Source organism: Bacteroides thetaiotaomicron VPI-5482 (assembly GCF_000011065.1).
Taxonomy (GTDB): domain Bacteria; phylum Bacteroidota; class Bacteroidia; order Bacteroidales; family Bacteroidaceae; genus Bacteroides; species Bacteroides thetaiotaomicron.
The window spans coordinates 2,928,557-2,950,692 of the sequence record NC_004663.1 but is presented as its reverse complement, the minus strand read 5'-3'; the positions used below and the strand labels follow the sequence as shown (position 1 = coordinate 2,950,692).

Sequence of the window (22,136 nt, the reverse complement as noted above, 5' to 3'; positions counted from 1 at the left end):
AGTTAGAATGATAGGGATGTTAGAATGATAATTGAGCTCCGAAACTGAAAGTACGCATGGCGGGAGCCTCGCAAAAGACTTCACCGTTAACGGGTGTTTCGGGGTCATACTGTTTCCATTTGGCCCAGGTAAGCAGATTGTTTCCCGAGAAATATACCCGTACTTTGTCAATCATCAGCTTTTGAGTCCACTGGTTGGGCAGTGTGAAGCCGAGGGTAAAGTTTTTCAGGCGTAAATGATCGGTGCTGTGGATATAGCGGGACGAGTTGGTGGAAGTAGCCGGTTCACCATATACGAAACGTGGGATATCCGTCTGATCTCCGGGCTTTTGCCAACGGTTCATCATGTATGCGGGCAAGTTGTATCGTGAACTGTAGATGGAACTGCTGCCGTTTTCAATATAAGTTCCCAGTTTGTCGAACGAGTAACCGCCCAGTGAATAAGTCAGTGTAAAGGTCAGGTCTATCCATTTGTAATTCAGAATATTGGTGAATCCTCCCGATACTTTGGGAGTAGCGGTTTTGTACGGAATGGATTCTGCTTTGGCAGCATCGGTGGTGAGTTCCCGATTGTAGCTTCCGTCCTCATTTTTTGTATTCAGATAATATTGGGCAGAACCGGTCAGCGGGTCTACTCCGGCAAACTCTTTTACATAAAACGTATGATAGGGGAGTCCCACTTTATGGATGAACCATGTTCCCTCAATCGTCTGGTCTAATAGTCCGTTGAGTGAAACGATCTTATTCCGGTTATGGCTCAGGTTGAAAACACTGGTCCAGTTAAAGTCGTTGGAAACAACGTTCAGCGTACGCAATTCAAACTCTACTCCCTTGTTGTTCAGGCGTCCGATGTTGCTTAAATAACTGGTAAATCCGGTAGTGGCGCTGATGGGGAGACTGTAAAGCAAGTCTTTGGTATCCCGATTGTAATATTCCAGACTCGCAAAAATACGATTGATAAATGAAAGGTCGATGCCCAGATTCAGGCTGTAATTCTTTTCCCATGTCAACAGATCATTGGGTTGTGCCGATTCATACGATCCGGCTGCCTCCATATAGTTTTCTCCATAACTGTACAATCCTTTGTAGCCGTAGTATGAACCGGGCTGATTTCCGTTTACACCATACGAGGCACGTATCTTGACATCACTCAAAACCGGCTTTACGGCTTTCATGAAATTCTCGTTGCCTAAATGCCACATACCCGACACAGACCAGAAATTTCCCCAGCGGTTGTTGGGTGAAAGGCGTGAACTTCCGTCGCGACGGTAACTTCCGGCGATGTAGTAACGGTCGTCATAGTCATAATTCAGTCGTGATAGATAAGAAATCATCCGATAGGCTTGGGTGGCAGACTTGAAACTGTTCAGTACGGCGGCATTATCCGGTTCTGTCAGTTTATCACTGGGGAGTTTGGACTTTTCACCCGAAGCGTGGTCTGTCTGGTAGCTTTCTATTTCATAAGCCGCCAATACATCGAGATGATGTTTGCGGGCGAAAGTACGCACATAGTTCAGTGAGGTCGATGAGATCAGTTTGCCGTATTCAATGAAGCCTTTGGCTGTCTGGGCATCGCTTCCGCTTTTAGGACCTGCCGAGCTCAAAGGGTTATAGTAGCGTGAATCCTTCTGGATAGTATAATCATAGCTTAATGTCTCTTTCAGTTTGAGACCTTTGATTGGCTCTATCGCTGCGTAACCGGTTGAAAACATACGTGTCATACGCACGCGGTTGTAATCGGTGAGTATGTCGCGCAACGGGTTCAGGCTGGTGCCGTCATAAGCTCCTACGTAGTTTCCTTCTTCATCACGCACCACCATGGAAGGTGTCATGGTCATGGCTACGCACAGGAAAGGGTTGATAGATGATCCGCGTTCCTCATTCATTTCCTGATTCATTTGCGAGAACATCATATTTGCTCCTACTTCCCCGTATTTGCCGACTTTCTGCGTAACGTTCAAGCGTGCTGAGTAACGGTCCAGACTGGAGTTTTTGGCCAATCCTTCCTGATTGTTGTAGCCGAGCGAGGCATAGAATGTAGAACGGTCGTTACCGCCGGAGACGGAAGCTTCATAACTCTGATGCATAGCGGTGCGGAGCAGCTCTTTTCGCCAGTCCGTGTATCCCATGGCCGGCTTATACGCATATGTGCCGATATTGGAACTGGCATATTCAGTCGGAGACTCCATGCCATTGTCTGTTGCGTAGTTCAGCAATCCTTCATAGAGCAGCTCTTCCCGTTGGTCACCGTTGAGGGTAGGGCGGAAGTCGACGGCCGCATGAGAGAAGCCGCCTGATACGTTCAAATCCACGCGTACCTTTCCGGTATTTCCTTTTTTAGTCGTAATCAATATGACGCCATTGGCGGCGCGGGAACCATACAGGGAAGCCGCTGCCGCATCTTTGATTACAGTTACGTTTTCAATATCCGACGGATTCAGCGTACTCATTATATTGGTCTTGGAATTGTTCATATATGCTGCATCAGGACCACCGGAACTCATACTCCCGGAAGTAACCGGTACTCCATCTATGACAAACAAAGGTTCTTGTGAAGCGTTGAACGATCCCATTCCTCTGATGCGAATACTTTGGTTGGCGCCCGGTTGACCGGAACTGCTGGTTATTTGTACACCGGTAGTCATACCTTGCAACTTTTGCTCAACGCTCATCACGGGCACTTCTTTCAGCATATCTGTACGCAGCGTATTGGCCGATCCTGTGAACGAGGATTTGGAGAAATTACCATACCCTGTTACTACTACCTCGTCAATATCCATCGTTTCGGGGATCAGTACTATTTTGAGTTCTTTCTCTTTGCGGGGGACGCGTATTTCCTGTGTCTTCATTCCCACATAGGATACGACCAGCAGCTTGGTTCCGGTTTCCACGGACAATTGAAACTGACCGTTGATATCGGTAATCACTCCTTTGGTGGGATTCCCCTTTACACTGACGGTGGCACCGATAAGTGGTTCATTATCCTCTGATGATATAACAACACCGGATATGTTCAGTTGCTGAGCGGACGCATACGAAATACTCAACAAACAAAACAATAAGCTAAAACATAATGTTAACCTTTGATTAATCTTCATACTTTTATATTTAAAAATACATTTGCTATAAAGTCGATACAAAGGATATACCAATAGGATATAAAGAAATGCTGAAAGGATAAGATACAGATTAACAGCAGAGTTGAAAAAAACGATATTATTGGGGAGGTGTGGAAAAATGTGGAAAGGTGTGGAAAATATCCCCAATCATTGGTACGATAAATAGCGTGGCTATATGGATTATCGTACCGATAATGATTGGGTATATAGGTCTTACAATTTAATATCCCGGATTCTGATACTCACTGCCGTTGATAATGGTAGCGGTAAAGGTCGTAGAAATGGGACGTAAAGCATAATTCGGATTAAAGAACCGTGCGAGATCCGGGTGAGTATCTTTCAGATAATCGGAACTCTTGAACATCCCTGTCCGTTTCAAATCGTAGAAACGGCAATATTCACCGCATAGTTCGCGTCCTCTTTCGTCTAATACGTTACGAACCGTCATGCCGCCCGTTAACGGATTTGCTCCGGCACGCCCGCGAACCTTATTCAGGTATTTGGCGGCATTCGTTCCTCCGTTCAGATAAATGTCAGCCTCTGCGGCAATCAGATAGACTTCCGCCATACGCATGATAAACGTAGCGTTTAAGTTTCCGTTTCTTTGTTTGGAGGCGTTTGCAACGTAATAGTTACTGCTGTTGTGCTTGTTTAGTGACGGATAATAGTAACGGAACAGATTCTCGCTGGTACCGTCGTTCTTGTAATTCCCTGTTACATTTGTATACGAGTAGTTCATGTTCACATTGTTGTTTTCATCACTGTAGACATGATTGTAATCAATCAACAAATAGTCGGTCTTGTGCTCATTCTGTTTTTCCGTAGAATAATCCGCATCCTGCGGCATGATAAATTTAATGGCCGGATCACCTTTCTTCAGAGCTTTGCCGATGACTGTTTCGTCTTTATCGTACATGTGTACGGCACTTTCGTCCCAAGTATAACTTTTATTGGCCTTCCATTGGGTAGTGAATGACTGGTGGAATCTGGGGTCTAACGTGCCGTCATTCTGTACATACAGATTCAGCAAGTGTTGCGTAGGCATGAAGATGCCGCTGATGGAGCCTTCCCATGTCAGTCGTGTTTCCTGATTGTCTTCACGGGCACCGAACTTATTGATGTCACACAGGAAATACTCGTCATTGCGGTTTAGCTTGTAGTTACCGTTGCTCGAACCGTGTCCGTCCGTGCCTGCATACCAGCGATGTTTCCAGAGCGCTTCCTTGTTTTCCCAGTTATTGCTTTCTTCGAATACTTCACTGTATGTAGGATACATATAAGTGTTGTATTTCCCGCCACCCGATTCGCAGTCGGAGATCAGCTGTAAAGCTGCGTCGAGAGCTTCCTGCAGGTATTCCGTGCTTCCATACTCGTAGGTTTGCAGACAGGCTTTTGCCAAAAAGCCGAGAGCGGCTTTCTTGGTCGGAGTGGTAGTCGTGGCATGATTCCCGATTGACAGCCATTCGGATGCGAATCTCAGGTCGGGCAGGATGACTTCTTTGTAGATAGTCATCGGGTCGGTGCGGACAGGAGAGTAGTTAAGGCTGGTTTCCGGTTCCGTAAGCATGGTTACCCCTCCGAATTGTTCCACTGCGTTGAAGTAATAGACAGCTCTCATGAAGCGGGCTTCGGCAACTTTCGCATTCCGTTCCTCTTCTGTGGCGTAGGGAGGCTTGTCGCCTAAGGCGATGGCTTCGTTGCAGGAACCTATTCCGTCGTATGTCCCGTTCCACCAGTTATTGATGTAGGTCGTGTTGGGCGATGTTCCGGCGAAAAACCAGAACCATTCGGTGTAGCTTGTCGATTGGTTAGCCTTGTACGTCCAGAGGTCCGTATCCCCTTCGGTCAGCGACATCCAGTCTGCGGCACCGTAGTAAAACCTTTCCATTGCGAAGTAGCACTGGTTGATCAGTGTTTCGTATCCCTCGGTCGAGGTAGCCAATGTTTCATTGGTAAATGCGCCCGGGTTGTACTCTTCCAGCGAGCAGGAATGCAGGAATAGTGCAGACAGCAGGACAGAGCAAAAAACTGTTTTTAAATGTATACTTTTCATTGTCATTTTCTTCTTTAATTAGAATGTGAGATTAACTCCAAATACAAATTGCCGATAGGTGGGAAACGCGTCCGAACCGTTCGTTTCGGGGTCTGTGTCCTTCAGTTGCTTGTCTTTCACAAAGATGAACGGATTGTAGGCCGTAGCGTAGATGCGGCATTTCTCCATCAATACCTTGCGGGAAATGTTGGCGGGGAGGGTATATCCCAAAGTGATATTCTTGATCTTGATGAAGGAGCCGTCGTGTACTCTCAGCGAAGGATATACCGTTTTTTGTTCGTCTCCCGTTCCGGGACGCGGGAAGTATGCGCCCTGATTGTCCTCTGTCCAGTAATCCACGCCTGCCAGCTGATTCTTGGTCACACTTTGCTCTGCGGTATAGTAGCCGAGCAGGTCACTGTTGATTGTCTGCCCGTAGCGTGCCATTGCAAAGACGGATAAATCGAAGTTCTTGTAGGTGAAGGAGTTGTTCAGTCCGATGATCCAATCCGGATTCGTATGTCCCAGAATTTGTCTGTCGTCGGTGCTGTATTTATGTACTCCGCCGTCTCCGTTTTTATCCACTGTCTCTATCTTGATAAATCCCGGATTTACGCCATATGCATCCAGCGTCTCCTTCGGAGTGTCACTTCCCCAGATACCTGCATATTTATAGCCGTAAATGGCGTGAATCGGTTCGCCGGTAAACAGGTTCTCGGAGATCAGGTCACCGTCGGGCAGCTTGTCTATCTTCTCCTTACTCCAGGTAGCGGACAAGGTCGTGTTCCATGTAAAGTCCTTGTGCTGTATATTGTGGGAGTTCAATATCACTTCCACGCCCTGATTGCTGGTTTGGGCGATATTCTGCCAGATAGACAGAGGAGAACCCCATCCGGTCAGTCCGCTGGTGATGGGCAATATACGCTTGAATAATAATCCTTTGGTGGTTGTTCTGAACCATTCAATGGAACCGTCGATGCGGCTGTTCAGTATGCCGAAGTCCAGACCGATGTTCCAGTTGTACGATTTTTCCCAACCGAGGTCGGCACTGCCGTAAGTCTCCGAGTATTGTGTGAAAGGAACGATTTTTCCATTGACGGAGACTCCGCTGGCAGAATATACGTAGGCTTGTGTAGTGGTGCTGTAAGCGTCTGTTCCGCCAGAGTTGCCTGTGATGCCGTAGCTGACTCTCAGTTTCAGGTTGTCCAGCCAGCTTCGTGTCTTTTCCATAAAAGCCTCGTCGGAAATTCTCCAGGCTATGGCGCCTGCCGGGAAAGCATCCCATTTGTGTCCGGCGGAGAATTGTGAGACACCGTCCCAACGGGTGGAGAAGTTGAATAAGTACTTGCTCTTGTATGAATAGTTGAGGCGGAAAGCAAAAGACATTTTCTGTGTCTGTGCGAAGTCCGATTCCACATGTGGGGAGGAACCCGAAGTCAACCGCCAGAACGACCATTGGTCTACCATTTGTCCGCTTGCGGCAGCCATGTTGCTTTCCGACTGGTTCTTGTTCCACGAAGTGATTAAAGAACCTCCTACCGTATGCGCTTTGGCAAGGGTTGTGCTGTATGCCAGAATGTTTTCCCACGTGTAATTCCATGCGTTGTCATTGGTGATGGAAGCGTGAGGCGAACCTGCATAACTCGGACGGTTGGCGTTGCATTGGTTTCCCCAGTATTGTCCTCGTCGGGAATGGTTCAATGTCCCGTTGATCCGGCTGGTGAATGTGAAATCTTTGAGAGGAGTCAGCTCGACATACCCGCTCATATTCAGGTAAGTGGAACGGGTGTTGTTCGCATATTGATTCTCTATGAAATCTCCCATCGGCGAATACTGCCCTGTGATATATTCGTGATTGATCTTGCCTTCCTCATCATAGGCATCCCCCAACGGGAAAGCGGAGAGGGAGCGGGTAAACGTGTTTTTCACGCCGGAATTCAAATCACGGTACACCAGATTGGAGGTGAAACCGACTTTCGCCCACGAAAAGAGTTGCTGGTCGATGTTGAGCCGCAAAGAGTACCGGTTCAGATTTTCATTGCTGAGCAGGCCTTCTTCCCGGTTGTAGGAGGTCGAAGCGAATATCCTTGTCTTTTCCGTTCCGCTGCTTACCGAAAGGCTGTACTTTTGTGTGGTAGCTGTATTGCCGGAAACTTCGTCTACCCAGTCAATCCATTTTCCGGCATTATACGCATCTGTAAAAGCCTGCTTGCCCAGTAGGGCAGACATATCGGAAGGGAAATCACCGTTCTTATATCGGTATGCCTCTTTCTGGTAAGTCACCCATTCATCCTGAGTCATTCCGTGTTTGTAGTTGGGCGATCCGCTGAAGCCGTAATACGCGTCAAAGTTGATTGTGGCTTTGCCTTCTTTTCCTCTTTTGGTGGTGATAATCACAACACCATTTGCTCCTGCCGAACCGTAAATGGCGGTGGATGAAGCATCCTTCAGAACATCGACACTTTCAATGTCGGAAGGGTTGACCTGACTATAGCTTCCGGGGATTCCGTCGATAATAAACAGTGGCTCGTTATTGCCATATATGGAACGCGAACCACGCAGCAGGATGCTGACTTCACCGCCTACCTGTCCCGATGTTTTGGTGATGTCCATGCCGGGTATCTTTCCTTGAAGGGCTTCCATCACATTACTGGTAGGAGCAGCCAGTACCTCGGCACTTTTGACAGAGGTTACCGCTCCTGTCAGATCCCGCTTTTTGACGGAGCCGTATCCTACTACTACCACTTCGTCAATCAGTCGGGCATCTTCCACCATTGTGATTTCCAGTTTGCTTTTATTACGTGTGCTGACTTCCTGTTCTATGTATCCCATATAAGATACTTTGAGTACTGCGTTGGGCGACACACGCAGTGTGAAGAGTCCGTCTACATTTGTAATGGTTCCGTTGTTTGTGCCTTTTTCTACAATATTAGCTCCGATTATCGTCTCTCCCTGAGAGTTTTTCACTACGCTGGAGATGGTTCTGCTCTGTTGGGCGTAGACTTGTGTGGCTCCGATTACCAATATTCCCCCTGTTAAAAGGAGTAGCAGGTAGAACCTTATCATATAAACTGTCTTTAGGGTAACGTATGTCCCTATGTTTGTTTTATCAGAAAATGATTTCATGTTTTTTGTTTAATTGTATGTTCACTAATTGGTTTTTGAATAGTTAAATCTCTGAATGATTTAAATCTATGTTCCGATTATACCGATTTGATTTACTCCATAGGCTATTAGATTTTATTGGTTAAAACTGCGATTGTACCGTGAATTGACGGTCAATCTCTGAGTGTATGTATTTGATGTGGCGCCACTATCAATATCAGTTTATTTAGACTGATTGGACAAAAATAGGCATAGAGCGTTGTGGATTGAAAAAAAATAAAGTTGACTTTGAATCGGAATGGGTTGATTTTTACTATCTTTGTCTCAATGTAATCACATAAAGAACAATAATATGGATGTCGAAGTAAAAAATAAAGCAAACAGGAGGCACGTCGGACATAACCTGCAAAAGATCCGTGTTTATTTTGGTATGAAGCAGGAGGCTTTAGCGGCTGATCTTGGTGTAAATCAACAGGTCATTTCAAAGATTGAAAAACAGGAGGAAATCGAAGAAGGGCTTCTAAATCAAATAGCTTCTGTATTGGGGATATCTGCTGAGGTGATTAAGGATTTTGATGTTGAGAAGGCAATATATAATATCAATAACATTAGAGATAACACCTTTGAACAAGGAGCTACATCAATAGCCCAGCAGTTCAATCCATTGGATAAAATCGTGGAATTGTATGAACGTCTGCTGCAAAGTGAGAGAGAGAAAATTGAATTATTAAAGAAAAGGTGATTATTATTAGTTGATTAACTAATTTAACTAAGAAATAAATATTATGGAAACAGAAACTTATACAAACAGTTCACATTTGGGGCGTAAAATAGAAAGAATACGCCGTCTTCGTGGTATGACTCAAACGGATTTGGGGGAGTTGCTAGGGGTGACAAAACAGGCTATTTCCAAAATGGAACAAGCGGAAAAGATAGATGATGAGAAGTTAAAACAAGTGGCTACTGCATTGGGGGTTACAGAAGAAGGCTTAAAGAAATTTACAGAAGAAACTGTATTATACTATACAAGCAATTTCTATGAGAACTGCCATGTAAGCGCATCTAATATAGGGCCTATTACTCATGTGGAAAATCTCAATCATTTTTCAATGGACCAAGCTGTGAAACTATTTGAGGAGTTACTTAAAATCGAAAGAGATAAATATGATAAGGGAAAAGAGGAAAGTGCTAAATAATAATAGGTTTATCCTTTTCCTTATTTAGGATTCTTAGAAATATATGATAAAGCTCCATTTAGTTGTTCGGACATTGAAGAATAACTAAATGGAGCTTTAAATTGATAGATATCCTATAAATGTGTTCTAATCAAATAATTGATAGAAGTCAGCAATTGAATTATTGCTTCTTGCCTATCATTTAAAATGGGTTGAATGATTCAATAATGGGCTAACCGATACGCAAAAGAACTAAATCGTCCAAATATGAATTCAAATCATATAAATCTAAAAGTCGTTTATTGGATAAAGAATTCCTATACTAAATTTAGCTCCGGCTTGTGCAATAAATAATCTCTTTCAGTACATAAATTAATTCGTCCGACTATAGCCGGACGCAAGTTTGCCTATAGCCGACGTTACGTTTGCCTATAGTCGGACGCAAAGTTGCCTATAGGCGGACGAATTAATTTATGCACCCGCGGATATTATTTTTTATAGAGAAAATGTTTATTGTGTTCGTCTGTAATGATTGCAGTAACTCGAAAGTAGATTCAAGAAACATCAATAGAGTAAGTAACTCAATCACTCTACTGCATGAACTAAATAATTTATCTCATTAGAGTACATAAATGATCCAAGCAATATGCCATGCAAGTGGTTGATGATAAAACGAAAAAATGGCTTGTAATATTCGTTTGCTTAAAAAAACAGACTCAACGTATCTTAATATTATTTCTGACAGTAAGGACAGTAATAGACAACTCCACCACTTGATGTCTCTTTTATAATCGGATTACCGCATTGGGGACATGGCTTACTCAGTGTATTTTTGGATAAAATGGTTTTATAATTTCCATGATTGCCGAATATATCCATTTCTGTATCTCTGCCTCCTTGTAGAATCATGTTTTTTAGAGTCATTTTAATCGATTGCAATAAAGCCGATTTGTCTATATCTGTCAATGAATTTATTTCTCTTTTAGGATTAATTTTGGCATTGAATAGTATATCCTGCAAAACTCCGTTTCCTAAGCCAGGAATACGTTGTTCTGTTGCCAATAATACTTTTACAGATGATTTTGGCTTCACCCCAACACATAGCTTTTCAAAATATTGTTCGTTGAAATCATCGCTTAGTGGTGATAAGTTATCTAAGTTTTTCTTGTAATATATATCATTATATATTCCAGTATATGCTGCTATTACGCCAAACATCCCTACCGTAAATGTCAGATAAGTATTGTTGTCAAGTGCGAGTAATAGCTGGTAATTGTTTGGCATTTTATTTGAAATGGTGCCATATTTCAGATTTGTCCCATCTCCGAAACTAATCTTAGTTTCTTTATCTAAAATAATATCGACATACATTCCGAAGCTCATTGATGAATTGATTCTCCTTCCAATGAGTAGTTCGCTATATGTAAGGGGATCACCAAAATAGAACGTATTCTTGTGGAATTTTGTCGCATTGAATACCTCTGTGATGACTCTATCTTTTAGAGTCTCATTTATTTGTTTGCTTAATGTCTGATTTTCCGGTAATTCTTTCATGATATGTGGTTTAAAGTATATGCTGCAAATATAGGGAGGATATAATTTCAACCGTTATCTTAAATTGCTATCTTGTATAATGATTGACTATGTTATTAGACTAGTGAACTTTGAAATTTATATCTTTGTTGTCTTATGTAATGATATAGCTTAGCCTAGAACAATAGATGCTGTAATCTGTGAATAAGGATCTGATAATTGTGAACTTTGGTGATAATGACACTTGAAATTTGATAGGTGAATTTGATTAATAAAAGTAGATAACAGATGGATATTGAAAAATTGGTTACATCAGCTGTTACCGGATATATCTCCAAGACTGATTATTTATCTCCTTTTATAAATGAAGTGGATAAAGAATCTTAAACATGGATGGATTAGCAGAACTTGATGCTTTGAGCAGACAAAAAATAATGCAGAGGTTAACACTGCAATATATTTGCTCTTAGGGAATATTGAAAAGGCAAGAACATGCTATAAATAAATAAAAAAGAAAAAAGCTTTCAAGAGTTTTCCTATATGTAGATTTATGAACATGACAGAAAAATAAGTTGATAAGTAAAAGATGTGAATCAGGGAGTTTTGTTGAGAAGGAAAAGACTACTTCAAAAATGATATTGAATCGATTTAAAGTATGAATAGTAATTGCAAACAAAACTTCATCATAGTCACTTTTTTTCATAATACTCTATTACACAAATGAATACAATGCATCTTCTTTTTTTGATATTATGTTTTCTCTCTGTATATTTGAATGTAGCAATCATGCTTTTCTATCTATGATATTGATTGGCACATATGGTGCGACAAATAATTCACATAATGTGCAATAGCTGCTGCACATAATATGAATTAGCTGTTGCACATTGTGTGAGCTAGCATAAAGACGTAAATTTTTTTATAGAATAACAATTTCAAATCAGCAGACTATGTGTCTGTTTGCATTAAAAGAATAAGAAGATGCGTTGTAACAGGCTGAGCAGTTGAATGATAGATGAAAATATGATTTGCTGACAAAGTTTTATTTTATTCATAGCTGCATAGCAATAGGTTTAACGGTGTGAAAGTGGTTAGTTATCTTTGTGTGATTGTTTGATGCAATGTGCCCATTTGGCTTTTCAACGAAAGATTTGGTCAGTGGGATGGAAGATTATTGCCTGCAGCGTAGAACTGAAATGCTCGAATCTTATTGAAAAAGTTGAAAATGTAAGAAATGTGGATGATCAGATTTGGAATTTTAGTTATTATAGTGATAATGATATTATAAATATCAGAAGATTTTGCAGACATCTGAATATTCCCAAGGAAAAATGTCCGGCTTTTCAAAATGTCTGATATAAAGCGGTATTCGGACTCACACCATTCGCATACCTTTAGTTCTAAACTATCTGTTTGGCGGTATGTGACCAGCTAATGCTGCTATTATGCAGTGTTCTATTGTATAGGTGTGTACGCTTTCTGCCTTGAGCAGAGTTTCTAAAACCAGAATCGCTAGTAGGTCTTTAAGATTCGAATGTGATTTGTTTAATGGTTATGAGGGCAGGCACAAGCCTGCCCTCTTTTCAAATTTAAAGGATATCACAATCCTATTTTTTATTTGAATAAATAATAATAATTGCTTGCGGCAAAAAGAGCCAGAAACCGGAGACTGGTTCAATAATACAACCGATTATGGTAAGCAGTAAAATAGAATAACCTAAAAATACGGGTGCCGGTTTTTGTTCTTTTCTGATATAATATTGAAGTGTTTGCCCCAAAAGGATAAGTATTATTCCACAGGTCAAGAACCAAAAGGCGAAACCTTGACTATAATTCTCCCCAATAGAATTTACTAATCCATTTCTGAGCATTTCCGAAAAAGCATCTTTTCCGATAAATAGTGCATAAATCGTATGAATGATTCCTGTCGCTGTTAAAAATGTCCCACTATATTTCCAAAGTTTCATGTTCTTATTATTTATATACTTAGTTAATGCTGCAAATATAAAGGATAGTAAGACACGGGTATTGGATGAATTCGACTTTTTTATTTTGTATAAATAATAGTAGTCTCATTATCGGGTGGTAATGATAAAAAGAAATTTGGAGTACTACCGGATAACTTTTTCACTTCTCTTGATAAATGAGAAGCATCATAATATCCGGCTTTTACTGCTACTGATAAAAGGTTGTCGAATGATTCGTTCCTCAATATTTTAATCGCATTCTTGAATTTTACTATACTATTATATTTTTGAGGAGTGAAACCTGTATGTAACTTGAATTTTCGTTCAAAGTGTCGTTGGCACAGATTAACTTCGTCCATTAAATGGCTTATGGATATCTTGCCTTCATGCGCATTAATTTGATTCACAGCGTATGAGATTTGTGTATCCATTGTATGGTTGCTTTTATATAGGTGTTTTTTCAAATAGCGTTCTATTAAATTAATCTTGCACTGAATGCCCTGTTCTTCGAATAACCTTTCAGCAAAAGAATCGCTAAAAATAGTGTTTAAGTCATTCACACTTAACCTTATATTTGTCAATTCGCTTAGAGAAATTTTCATAAAACGGGATAGTCCGCATGGACGAAAGCGAACTCCAAATGTATTGATAGTACCTGATAATGTTATTAATGCCGAACAGATATCCATGGGACCAACAAAATAAGAATGATAAGGCTGCATGATAATACCATGATTAACAGTGTTTTCTAATATAAACATAAAGTCCGTACATCCATCTGTAGATAGTTTTATTTGCATACCTTGTTCTGTTTGGCCTTTGAATTCCCAATATTTATCAACGTAAGGAGCAAGTATATGGCATGGTAAGTATTCTTTGTACATATTTAGAAAGGGTATCTGTTGAAAAACGATCTGATAGTACAAATATAAGCAATCGTATAGGATTCCTATTGTATGATTTCGACATTTGTATTTGTTTTAGATTCTTTATAATAGGAAAGTTACTTCCTTATAGTGCTGCTTTCGGGTAGACATTGAGTATGCCTCTTTATTCTTTTTACCATCATCCTTGGTTTAAGATATTGTACATCTTGCGTTATGAAAAAGAGCAACTCAAAAAATAACTTTGAATTGCTCTCTTATTTTAGTGATTCGCCTGGGATTCTCCTTGCAGATTTACCACGCTGATATTTAAAACTTTATATTTTCTGCTTCAAGCATATCCCATGAATTATCCCACTAATTTGCTACGTGTTTTTGCGGTAGTTTGCTCATGGAGAATACTGAAGGCAAAGATAGTGTATTTTTGATATCTTTTCAGTGTTGTAGTGACGTTTATGCAGAATGTCATGACATTATGAACACTGGAAATAAAGTGGGAGAGATTATTGTAATTTCTTGAATTAGTTGTATCTTTGAAAAATAGTATAAAGTTGCAATGCGATCAAAAGAATATATTTACTTATTCCTTTGAAAAACAGATGACTATATGAATTTGGTTTATTTTTAATATAATTGACTTTTTATGATAGATTCAGCAAAATTGCCACATTTAATGAAATATATGGGATCAAAAAGAGAACTCCTTGATTTCATAATATCATCTATAAATGATTTGGATATTGAATCTAATTGGTTCTGTGATCTTTTCTCTGGAACATCTGTCGTTGGATGCTCGTTAAAAGATGAATATAATGTTCAAATAAATGACATACAGATATATACTTCCATATTTGCCAACACATATTTACCCAATATAAATAAATTAATAAATTCAACCGAGTTAGAAAAGATTAAAGACAGAGTTTTATTTTATGTTGACGAGTTTTATAGAAAGTACCCTGATTTAATCTTTGATTATAATTCGATTGATAATTATGAAAAATTAACTAAGCTTGAAATTCAACAGCAAAACTTGATTTATAGTAATTTTGAAATAGGATTTCATTTATTTGTGAAGTATTATTCTGGTACATATTGGAGCTATACACAATGCGTCTGGATTGATTCTATTCGTGCAGTAGCAGAAGAGTATAAAGGAAAAAGTGATTATTATATCATACTATCATCGTTAATATATGCTATGTCCTACACATCTCAAAGTACTGGACATTTTGCTCAATTTAGGGATGTTACAGAAAGTAATATGCATGATATAATGTTATATCGCATACGAGATATTTGGACTTATTTTGAAAAGAAATTTCTGGAAATATTAAATATGGTAGACGTGGAAGCAACTAACCGATATACTATTACTACATTAGATTATCTTGATTGCTTAAGGTTGATTGAACGAAATACAATTGTATATGCTGATCCTCCTTATAGCTCCGTTCATTATTCAAGATTTTATCATGCTATTGAAACCTTGATAAGGTATGATTATCCGAATGTTAAATATAAAGGTCGATATCGTGAAGATCGACATCAATCTCCTTTCGGGAAAAAAACAGAGGTGAAAAACGCATTTGGTAAGTTATTTAAAGGTGTCAAAAATAAGAACTCACATTTAATACTAAGTTATAGTGATAATGGAATGATTACTCAAGATGAAATTATGGAAATTGGCAACTCTATTATGGGAAATCAATATAAAGGAGATATTCAAGTGAAAGAATATATACATAGTAAAATGGGAAGATCAGATATTCATTCTATGGGAGTTAATGAACTAATCATATCATATAAAAGACAATAATCATGAATGAGAAAATAAATATCAAAAAGTTAAAGTCATCATGGACAAAGTATGATATTGTCAAGTTGATAGATATAACAGCAGATAATGACTTGGAACCATACATTGTAGGTTTAAAGGCAATTGATACTCCTGTTCTAAAAGGATTTCTTGGCATTAATCATTTGTCCGATGAATTACCTTCTTTTTGGAAAGAGATACAGAACTACCCTAAACAAGTTAGGCTATTTGCTTTTGTAGCAGCGGTATCTATGCATTATTCTTTGCTCAAATTATTAGCTCGATTTTCTTCAAAATCATCCATGACTGGCACTTACAAATATGAACCTAATACAAAGGTTTCGACAAACCTAAGAAGTGCTTTGGTCTTGTCAGGTGCAGCTTTACAAAATTATAGAAGAGAAAAAGAAGTACCGTACACATTAGCTACCTTATTTGAAGATGGTAATGTAGGATTATTAGCTAAAGAATTATTCATAAATAGGCTATGCGTTATTGGGTACAATGAGGCAGAGCTAGTAGCAGATCAAGAATTGTTTTGGGAAGCTTGTGACAAGTCATTTATTATTGATGCTTTATCCTTAGATAAGGAACAGTTTAAGAAATGGACTTTAGGTGAATCATTAGACCCTAAAAAAGACGTTTTTTCCATTAGTAATTTGAAGGTTTATTCTCGATTACCTATGCTTAGGGTTAACCAATGGATGAATGAATGGGATGATATAAATTTTAATTCAGAGGAATTGAGGAGAAAACCTAAACCGTACTTTTATACTTTTAGCATAGATGCTCGTCTTTTAAAACGACTATCTGATGTTCATAGGAGGAATAGTGAAGATAGGACATCCATTCAAAGAAAAAAGAGCGATGCTCGTGTAAAGGAAATAACAAATTATATTGAAGGAGGGTTCCCATGGTCAACTTTGACTAGAGAACAGCAAAGAACAGTAGAGCATGCTAAATTAAAAATGCCAGGATTGCTTCCTACTGCTATCATTATTAATATTCTTTCTCCTAATGAAAAAAGGAATGGGAAAATACTAGAAGCTAGAAATTGTCTCACAATAGATGACAGGTTGAAAGATCAAGATGCTTGGGAAAATGCTAAAGAAGTTCCTTTCCCAATATTAAATATTCCAGAAGGTGTATTTAGTGATGACTGGAATCCAGAACTTAAGCCTATAGAGATAATTGATGGACAGCATCGATTATGGGCATTTGAAGATAATCAAAATTTTAATGGTAACTATGAGTTGCCAGTAATAGCGTTTGATAATCTTGATAGAGCTTGGCAGGCTTATCTTTTTTATACTATAAATATAAAACCAGTAAAAATAAATACGAGCTTAGGATTTGATTTGTACCCTATGCTAAGAACACAAAGTTGGTTAGAAGCGTCGAAAGATGGAATTCTCGCTTATCGTGAAAGTCGGGCTCAGGAATTAGTAGAAGCCTTGTGGGTATCACCACTGAGTGTTTGGCACAATCGCATAAATATGATTGGAGAAAGTGGAGGTCCCTCTATGTCTCAAGCAGCTTTTGTTAGAACTTTTATAAATTCTTTTTTTAGACAAACAAAAGGACTGTATTCATCTAATCTAGTAAAAACCGAGTTACAAGTTCTCAATTGGAATAGAGCACAGCAGGCAGCTTTTATTTTCTTGATATGGGAGAGTATAGAAAACTCTTTATCAAACAATAGTGATTTACATTGGGCTAATAAACTAAGAGAAATAAACCATTCAGATGAAATCGAGTATGATCAAGCATTTGTGAGTAAAGAATCTTTTTTATCTAGAGATCAAGGGGTTCGTGCTGTCATGGTATATGCTAATGATTTTTTCTATACTTTAATGGATGAATCTATTTTCAATTTGAATGTATTTTTATGGGAGGCAGGCATAGATGACTTGTCTATTAATGATGAATCACTTCAAATGGCAATACAGTTATTTAAGAGAAATGAGTTGTTTATGAATTATTTGCACCAGTTCGCTGAACTTGTTGTAAAAATAGATTGGAGAACGCCTAGTGCTCCTTTTGACAGAGAAGAAGACAGAAGAAATCAATTGATATATAAAGGTAGTGGAGGATATACGGAATTTCAAAAAGCTTTGAAAGCTGTTTTCGAAGCAGAAACAAGTGATTTATTGAAGGAAGTTGTATCAAAAATGAGTTAGAGATGCCGATAAATAGATTAATTAATAATGCTGATATTGAAAAGGTTTCTGAAGGTCTCTTATCGGTAAAAAATAATTGTTTCATTAATAAGATGCTTCTGTCACCAACAAATCCATTATTATGTAATAATCCTGGAGGAATAATAAAAAATCAAGTGGGTTTATCTGCTGATTCGTTAAAAGAATATATGTCTGTTTGTACGTTTGTGCATACAATTGATGGTTGGTCTTATTTAAGTAATGCGATTAATGCTTTTTTAAATGGTGAGCCTTCAATAACAGTACATCTATCATATTATGCAGAACTAAGGGCTGCTATGGCTTTCTTATGTACAGAAGGGATACTGATAGCAAACAATGAGCAAGCGTGTATAGATAGTTCTAATAATATATATATACCTAGTTGTCAGCCAAAAAGTATGCGAATAACTCGAACAGGAACACACTCTGCGACATGGGATATTATTAATGAATGGATATTAAATAGTACAAAACAGACGAATGTACTTGAATATTTTACATATAAAGGACGTACTTTCAAAGAACTAATATCATTTATTCCTCATGCTGCAAATACTAATTCGGGGCAAGTTGCTCTTGTGAAAAAATGGTTGCAAACATGGTGCTTTGATATTAGAAAATATGAAGAAGATCGAGAGGGGCGGAATACTTCATCTTATAATGCCAATATTGCTCGAAATTTCACTCCTAATAATCTGCGAGATAGTTTATCTATATTGAACGAATTTTGGTTACTTTTGGAACCATCAGCTGATAATTTCTCTAAATTAGATCAATATCTTTTTGCTTTATATTTAAAGGAAGTTTATAATAATGCAGTTTTAAATGGTTTTTCTATCACTAAAGATGATTTTATCAAAGGGCTATATAATAATAGTGGTTTGACTGAAGATCTATTTTTATCTAGAGTTTTTATAAATGATGAAGAAAGTTCGTTACTTAAATATGCAAAAGATCATCAAATTGATCCTGGAACAGGAGAAGTTCATTCACTAACAATTATAGCCCGAGCTATTCTTTTACTTCGATTTTGTTGTGGTGCATGCTCTTTCTTATTTAAGAAAAACAGCATATCAAAAAATGATTTGGATTTTTATATACATAAGGTAGGTCAAAGTTATGGGATATGGGATACTGTAAATCCTGAGGATCTCAGGGACCTATGGACGGACATAAATGATTTACTGATTGATTTTGAACAATATTTTGAAGCCAATACTCCATCAAATATATATAATTTAAAGACTACATTTACTGGATATTCAGAAGTATACACACAATTCTCAAGAGCTGGACTTTGGGGCTTGGGATTATGAGTAAAATTACAATTTATTTATTGTTAAGTGAGTGGGTATTGTTAGTTTATATTGAGAATTTTTATGAATTTAATTCTGAAATTGTACAGAGTCAAACTTTCATACATTTATAGTATAAGATAATTGTGCCCCCTACTTAAATAAGTAATTTATAATAAAGTGTTAGATTTTACGTTTTTTCTTCTTTTTGTTTTTAAATATAACAAACTGTTCCTCAGAACAGGATAGTTCTGTTATGTTGAGTGACGAAAAAGAAAAGATTAAGTTATTCTTCTTAGAAGTTGAATTGATAGATAATTTTTCTTCTTGTTGAATGGCAATATTGTTATGTAAGCCCCCGATAAAGTACCCGTATAAAAAAGAATCGCTATAGCAAATCGAACAAAGCTATAGTGATTCTGTATTTATATTCTTGTTTTTCGTTAGAGTATTATTAGAGTTCTTTGGAGTTTCCCGATTCCCAGCAATGGGGTAGCAGCTCTTTTAGGTCTTTCTCCTTGTTGGCTGCATAATACGGCAATAGTGCAATCACCTCCGTGAGCCATTCCCGGGGGTTAATGTTGGAGGCTTTGCATGATGCCAAGAGCGAACAGATTATGGCAGTGTTCTGCGCGGCTTCATGGTTTCCACAAAATAAGAAGTTTTTTCTTGATAAGGCTATCGGACGAATCGCATTTTCGGCCAGATTATTATCTATTTTAAGCCTGCCGTCTTTCAGATAATTCCTCATACGTGGCCAAAGTTGATACGCGTAAGCGATAGCTTGCCCCATCCGGCTTTTAGGAAGCACTTTCGGATAGGCTGTTTCCATCCATTTTTCCAGTTGCTCAAGTATGGGAAGTGCCTGTTCCTGTCTTCTAAGCATGCGTTGCTCATAAGTGAGTTCCTCCTGGTCGGCAATCTGTTCGATCCGATAGAGTTGCTGTATTTGAGCCAGAACATATCCGGCCAGGGATTCATTCTCTTCTTTGGCAACCTCGTAATGTCGCCTTATGTGGGCAAGGCATCCGACAAGGCACACCTCTTTCTTACCCTCAAAGATGTTGTAGGCCGCATAGCCGTCACTTTGAAGATATCCTTTGAAGGTTTGTAATAATTTCCAGGCTGTTTCCTGTGAGCGGGAACCGTCATCATAATGAAAGAAGACCAATCCATCCATAACCGCCCTGACTATCCACAAGTATTCCTTAACCGCTTTATGATTCTGTTTGTTGATAACCGGTAATGTCGTTTCGTCCACCTGGATATAGTCGGCCTTCAATACCTGTTTCTTCAACTCTTCATAGAGAGGTTTAAGTAATTCACAGGCAGGTTTGAACCACCCCTGAAGCGTGTTTTCCGAGATCTTCAGGCCTAAATGGTGAAACTCACGCACCTGACGATAGAATGGTACATGATATTCATATTTTTGCAAGAGGATTTCAGTGAGCAGGCTGGCACCGGGAAGTCCCTTGTAGATAGGCAATAGCGGAAGAGGGGCTATAATAACACTGCCCTGATGCCCCTGAGGCAAACTTATATTGTCTTTCAGGCCATACTTGGGACGTATGATCTCTTTTACGTATAATTTGCCCGGTTCAAATTCAAGTGTACGTGTGCGTTCCTCGCCTATGCGCTTGTATTTATCCGGATCGACTCCTTCGGGTTCTATGACAATCTCCACTACAGGAAGGCCATCCAACATGTTGCGGTTCTGACGCACTTTCTTTTTGGGAGTCGTCGAGCAGACAGGTTCTTGGGCTGCGGCTTCTTCCGGTATTTCGTGTTCCAACGGCTGAACAGGTGGATCGAACAGTGATAGCTGGTTCGGATCCAGATGGGCTAATTTCTCGCTCTTACGGCCGAATAACTGACGATTTAACCAGGCTACCTGAGCCAGCAGTTCCTGAAGCTTATTTTGCAGCTGTTCGTTCTGCCGGGTCAGACGCTCGATTGACTCAGACTGGGAGCTATTAGCCTGCTGGAGTGTGGCCACCAAAAGTTCTAATGTTTCTGTCTGAGTCATTCGTCATACCTGTTTTGAACAATACAAAAATACAGAAAAGCAACCGTATAATCAAGGTTTCACCTGCTGTTTTTCAGTACTGCATGTCACTTTTTCGTAACGCTTTCAGACGTTTGAGCCTTTTGGAAGGTTCGTCGTTGATTCCCTCTACCATCAGAACCAGGTCACGCCACTGCATAGGGTACGACTTGCTTTCTTTGTCATAAGAGGGAAGGCGGAAAGTGCCTTCTTCAAGTCGTTTTATGTACAAAACCAGTCCGCCATCTTCCGCGTGTAGCAGTTTCATTGTAGTGCGCTGGCGGTTGATAAAGATAAACACATCACCTAAACGGACATCATATCCCATTTTATCATGAACAACCCCGCATAATGAGTTCATACCTTTACGCATATCTGTCTTACCCGGACAGAGAAAGTAGCGCATCGTGTCATTCAGGCAAAACATGGCGATTGCAGAGTTGAGTGAGCAATTGCATGGCCGCCTGGGATTCAGCCATACCACTGAAGTGGGCGATAATACCACCGGGGAACTCTATCCGGATCTCACCCGTTTGTATAGCGCCACTATCACAGGCAGAGTGGGAAGCAGGTGAAGAGGTGAGGCTAACCGGTGCAAACTCCTCTAAAGAGGAAGAATGCCTATCCATATGATAACGCCTCGATAGGCCAAACTTTCCTTTCCAATAGTAAAAGCTTGATTCGGTATAGGCTTCATTTATACAGAAGTCTTTTATCGTCAAACCGCTACGCTGTTGACGAGACAGGATTTCAATGAATTCTTCTTTACTCATTTTTTGCATAGTCTTTTTTCTGGCAAAGATCGAGACTTAAAGATACAAAGACAACGGGTACTTTATCGGGGGCTTACATTGTTATCTGTATTGAAAACTTGTTTTTCTTTCACTATATTGAATCTCTTGCTTTTTTCGTTCAAGCTATTCAACTGTAAGCTCCCGATAAAGTCCTCGTATAAATTATAGA

At 39.3% G+C, this 22,136-nt stretch carries 14 protein-coding genes; 5 read left to right on the top strand and 9 right to left on the bottom strand.

All coding sequences use genetic code 11. From position 1 onward, the window contains the following. Window positions 1–19: 19 nt before the first annotated feature. The 3 genes from BT_RS11945 to BT_RS11935 form a co-directional block, all read right to left on the bottom strand. Window positions 20–3,097 carry a SusC/RagA family TonB-linked outer membrane protein gene (locus BT_RS11945; RefSeq protein WP_011108255.1) on the bottom strand — a complete coding sequence of 1,026 codons (3,078 nt, stop codon included), beginning with the start codon at window positions 3,095–3,097 and terminating at the stop codon, window positions 20–22. A gap of 241 nt (window positions 3,098–3,338) precedes the next feature. After that, window positions 3,339–5,171 (bottom strand): RagB/SusD family nutrient uptake outer membrane protein, encoded by a 1,833-nt coding sequence (locus BT_RS11940; RefSeq protein ID WP_011108254.1) that lies wholly within the window; start codon window positions 5,169–5,171, stop codon window positions 3,339–3,341. A gap of 18 nt (window positions 5,172–5,189) precedes the next feature. Continuing rightward, a complete protein-coding gene (locus BT_RS11935; protein WP_011108253.1) occupies window positions 5,190–8,276 on the bottom strand; it encodes a SusC/RagA family TonB-linked outer membrane protein in 3,087 nt (1,028 codons plus the stop codon). Window positions 8,277–8,607: 331 nt separating this feature from the next. Here BT_RS11935 and BT_RS11930 point away from each other — a divergent pair, with 331 nt between their 5' ends. Together BT_RS11930 and BT_RS11925 are read left to right on the top strand one after the other, a co-directional pair. Beyond that, window positions 8,608–8,997 (top strand): helix-turn-helix domain-containing protein, encoded by a 390-nt coding sequence (locus BT_RS11930; protein ID WP_010535380.1) that lies wholly within the window; start codon window positions 8,608–8,610, stop codon window positions 8,995–8,997. A gap of 43 nt (window positions 8,998–9,040) precedes the next feature. Beyond that, a complete protein-coding gene (locus BT_RS11925; RefSeq protein ID WP_011108252.1) occupies window positions 9,041–9,451 on the top strand; it encodes a helix-turn-helix domain-containing protein in 411 nt (136 codons plus the stop codon). A gap of 711 nt (window positions 9,452–10,162) precedes the next feature. Here the strand turns inward: BT_RS11925 and BT_RS11920 are convergent. The 3 genes from BT_RS11920 to BT_RS11910 form a co-directional block, all read right to left on the bottom strand. After that, window positions 10,163–10,984, bottom strand: a complete 822-nt coding sequence (locus tag BT_RS11920; protein WP_011108251.1) for a zinc finger domain-containing protein — start codon at window positions 10,982–10,984, stop codon at window positions 10,163–10,165. Window positions 10,985–12,570: 1,586 nt separating this feature from the next. Next, window positions 12,571–12,930, bottom strand: coding sequence for a DUF6463 family protein (locus BT_RS11915; RefSeq protein ID WP_011108249.1), 360 nt, complete (start codon window positions 12,928–12,930; stop codon window positions 12,571–12,573). Window positions 12,931–13,010: 80 nt separating this feature from the next. After that, on the bottom strand, window positions 13,011–13,814 hold the full coding sequence (locus BT_RS11910; protein ID WP_105100223.1) for a helix-turn-helix domain-containing protein: 804 nt from the start codon (window positions 13,812–13,814) through the stop codon (window positions 13,011–13,013). A gap of 643 nt (window positions 13,815–14,457) precedes the next feature. Here BT_RS11910 and BT_RS11905 point away from each other — a divergent pair. The 3 genes from BT_RS11905 to BT_RS11895 are packed head-to-tail and all read left to right on the top strand — an operon-like array spanning window position 14,458 to window position 19,150. Next, on the top strand, window positions 14,458–15,633 hold the full coding sequence (locus BT_RS11905) for a DNA adenine methylase (RefSeq protein WP_011108247.1): 1,176 nt from the start codon (window positions 14,458–14,460) through the stop codon (window positions 15,631–15,633). Window positions 15,634–15,635: 2 nt separating this feature from the next. Continuing rightward, a complete protein-coding gene (locus BT_RS11900; RefSeq protein WP_011108246.1) occupies window positions 15,636–17,813 on the top strand; it encodes a DGQHR domain-containing protein in 2,178 nt (725 codons plus the stop codon). Window positions 17,814–17,815: 2 nt separating this feature from the next. Continuing rightward, a complete protein-coding gene (locus tag BT_RS11895) occupies window positions 17,816–19,150 on the top strand; it encodes a hypothetical protein (RefSeq protein ID WP_011108245.1) in 1,335 nt (444 codons plus the stop codon). Between the two features lie 433 nt (window positions 19,151–19,583). Here BT_RS11895 and BT_RS11890 read toward each other — a convergent pair whose 3' ends face one another. From BT_RS11890 to BT_RS11880, 3 genes are all read right to left on the bottom strand, one after another. After that, window positions 19,584–21,155, bottom strand: a complete 1,572-nt coding sequence (locus tag BT_RS11890) for an IS66-like element ISBthe6 family transposase (RefSeq protein ID WP_005805141.1) — start codon at window positions 21,153–21,155, stop codon at window positions 19,584–19,586. A 73-nt stretch (window positions 21,156–21,228) separates the two neighbouring features. Beyond that, window positions 21,229–21,600 carry an IS66 family insertion sequence element accessory protein TnpB gene (gene tnpB, locus BT_RS11885; protein WP_015531149.1) on the bottom strand — a complete coding sequence of 124 codons (372 nt, stop codon included), beginning with the start codon at window positions 21,598–21,600 and terminating at the stop codon, window positions 21,229–21,231. After that, window positions 21,584–21,955 carry an IS66 family insertion sequence element accessory protein TnpA gene (locus BT_RS11880; RefSeq protein WP_005805145.1) on the bottom strand — a complete coding sequence of 124 codons (372 nt, stop codon included), beginning with the start codon at window positions 21,953–21,955 and terminating at the stop codon, window positions 21,584–21,586. The genes tnpB and BT_RS11880 overlap by 17 nt, the downstream gene beginning before the upstream one ends. Window positions 21,956–22,136 lie beyond the last annotated feature (181 nt).

Bases quoted from the DNA above. Each gene is read 5' to 3' on its own strand.
- BT_RS11930 (WP_010535380.1), top strand. From the start codon at position 8,608: ATGGATGTCGAAGTAAAAAATAAAGCAAACAGGAGGCACGTCGGACAT.
- BT_RS11945 (WP_011108255.1), bottom strand. From the start codon at position 3,097: ATGAAGATTAATCAAAGGTTAACATTATGTTTTAGCTTATTGTTTTGT.
- BT_RS11890 (WP_005805141.1), bottom strand. From the start codon at position 21,155: ATGACTCAGACAGAAACATTAGAACTTTTGGTGGCCACACTCCAGCAG.
- BT_RS11920 (WP_011108251.1), bottom strand. From the start codon at position 10,984: ATGAAAGAATTACCGGAAAATCAGACATTAAGCAAACAAATAAATGAG.
- BT_RS11925 (WP_011108252.1), top strand. From the start codon at position 9,041: ATGGAAACAGAAACTTATACAAACAGTTCACATTTGGGGCGTAAAATA.
- BT_RS11935 (WP_011108253.1), bottom strand. From the start codon at position 8,276: ATGAAATCATTTTCTGATAAAACAAACATAGGGACATACGTTACCCTA.
- BT_RS11905 (WP_011108247.1), top strand. From the start codon at position 14,458: ATGATAGATTCAGCAAAATTGCCACATTTAATGAAATATATGGGATCA.
- BT_RS11910 (WP_105100223.1), bottom strand. From the start codon at position 13,814: ATGTACAAAGAATACTTACCATGCCATATACTTGCTCCTTACGTTGAT.
- BT_RS11895 (WP_011108245.1), top strand. From the start codon at position 17,816: ATGCCGATAAATAGATTAATTAATAATGCTGATATTGAAAAGGTTTCT.
- BT_RS11880 (WP_005805145.1), bottom strand. From the start codon at position 21,955: ATGCAAAAAATGAGTAAAGAAGAATTCATTGAAATCCTGTCTCGTCAA.
- BT_RS11900 (WP_011108246.1), top strand. From the start codon at position 15,636: ATGAATGAGAAAATAAATATCAAAAAGTTAAAGTCATCATGGACAAAG.
- BT_RS11915 (WP_011108249.1), bottom strand. From the start codon at position 12,930: ATGAAACTTTGGAAATATAGTGGGACATTTTTAACAGCGACAGGAATC.
- tnpB (WP_015531149.1), bottom strand. From the start codon at position 21,600: ATGTTTTGCCTGAATGACACGATGCGCTACTTTCTCTGTCCGGGTAAG.
- BT_RS11940 (WP_011108254.1), bottom strand. From the start codon at position 5,171: ATGAAAAGTATACATTTAAAAACAGTTTTTTGCTCTGTCCTGCTGTCT.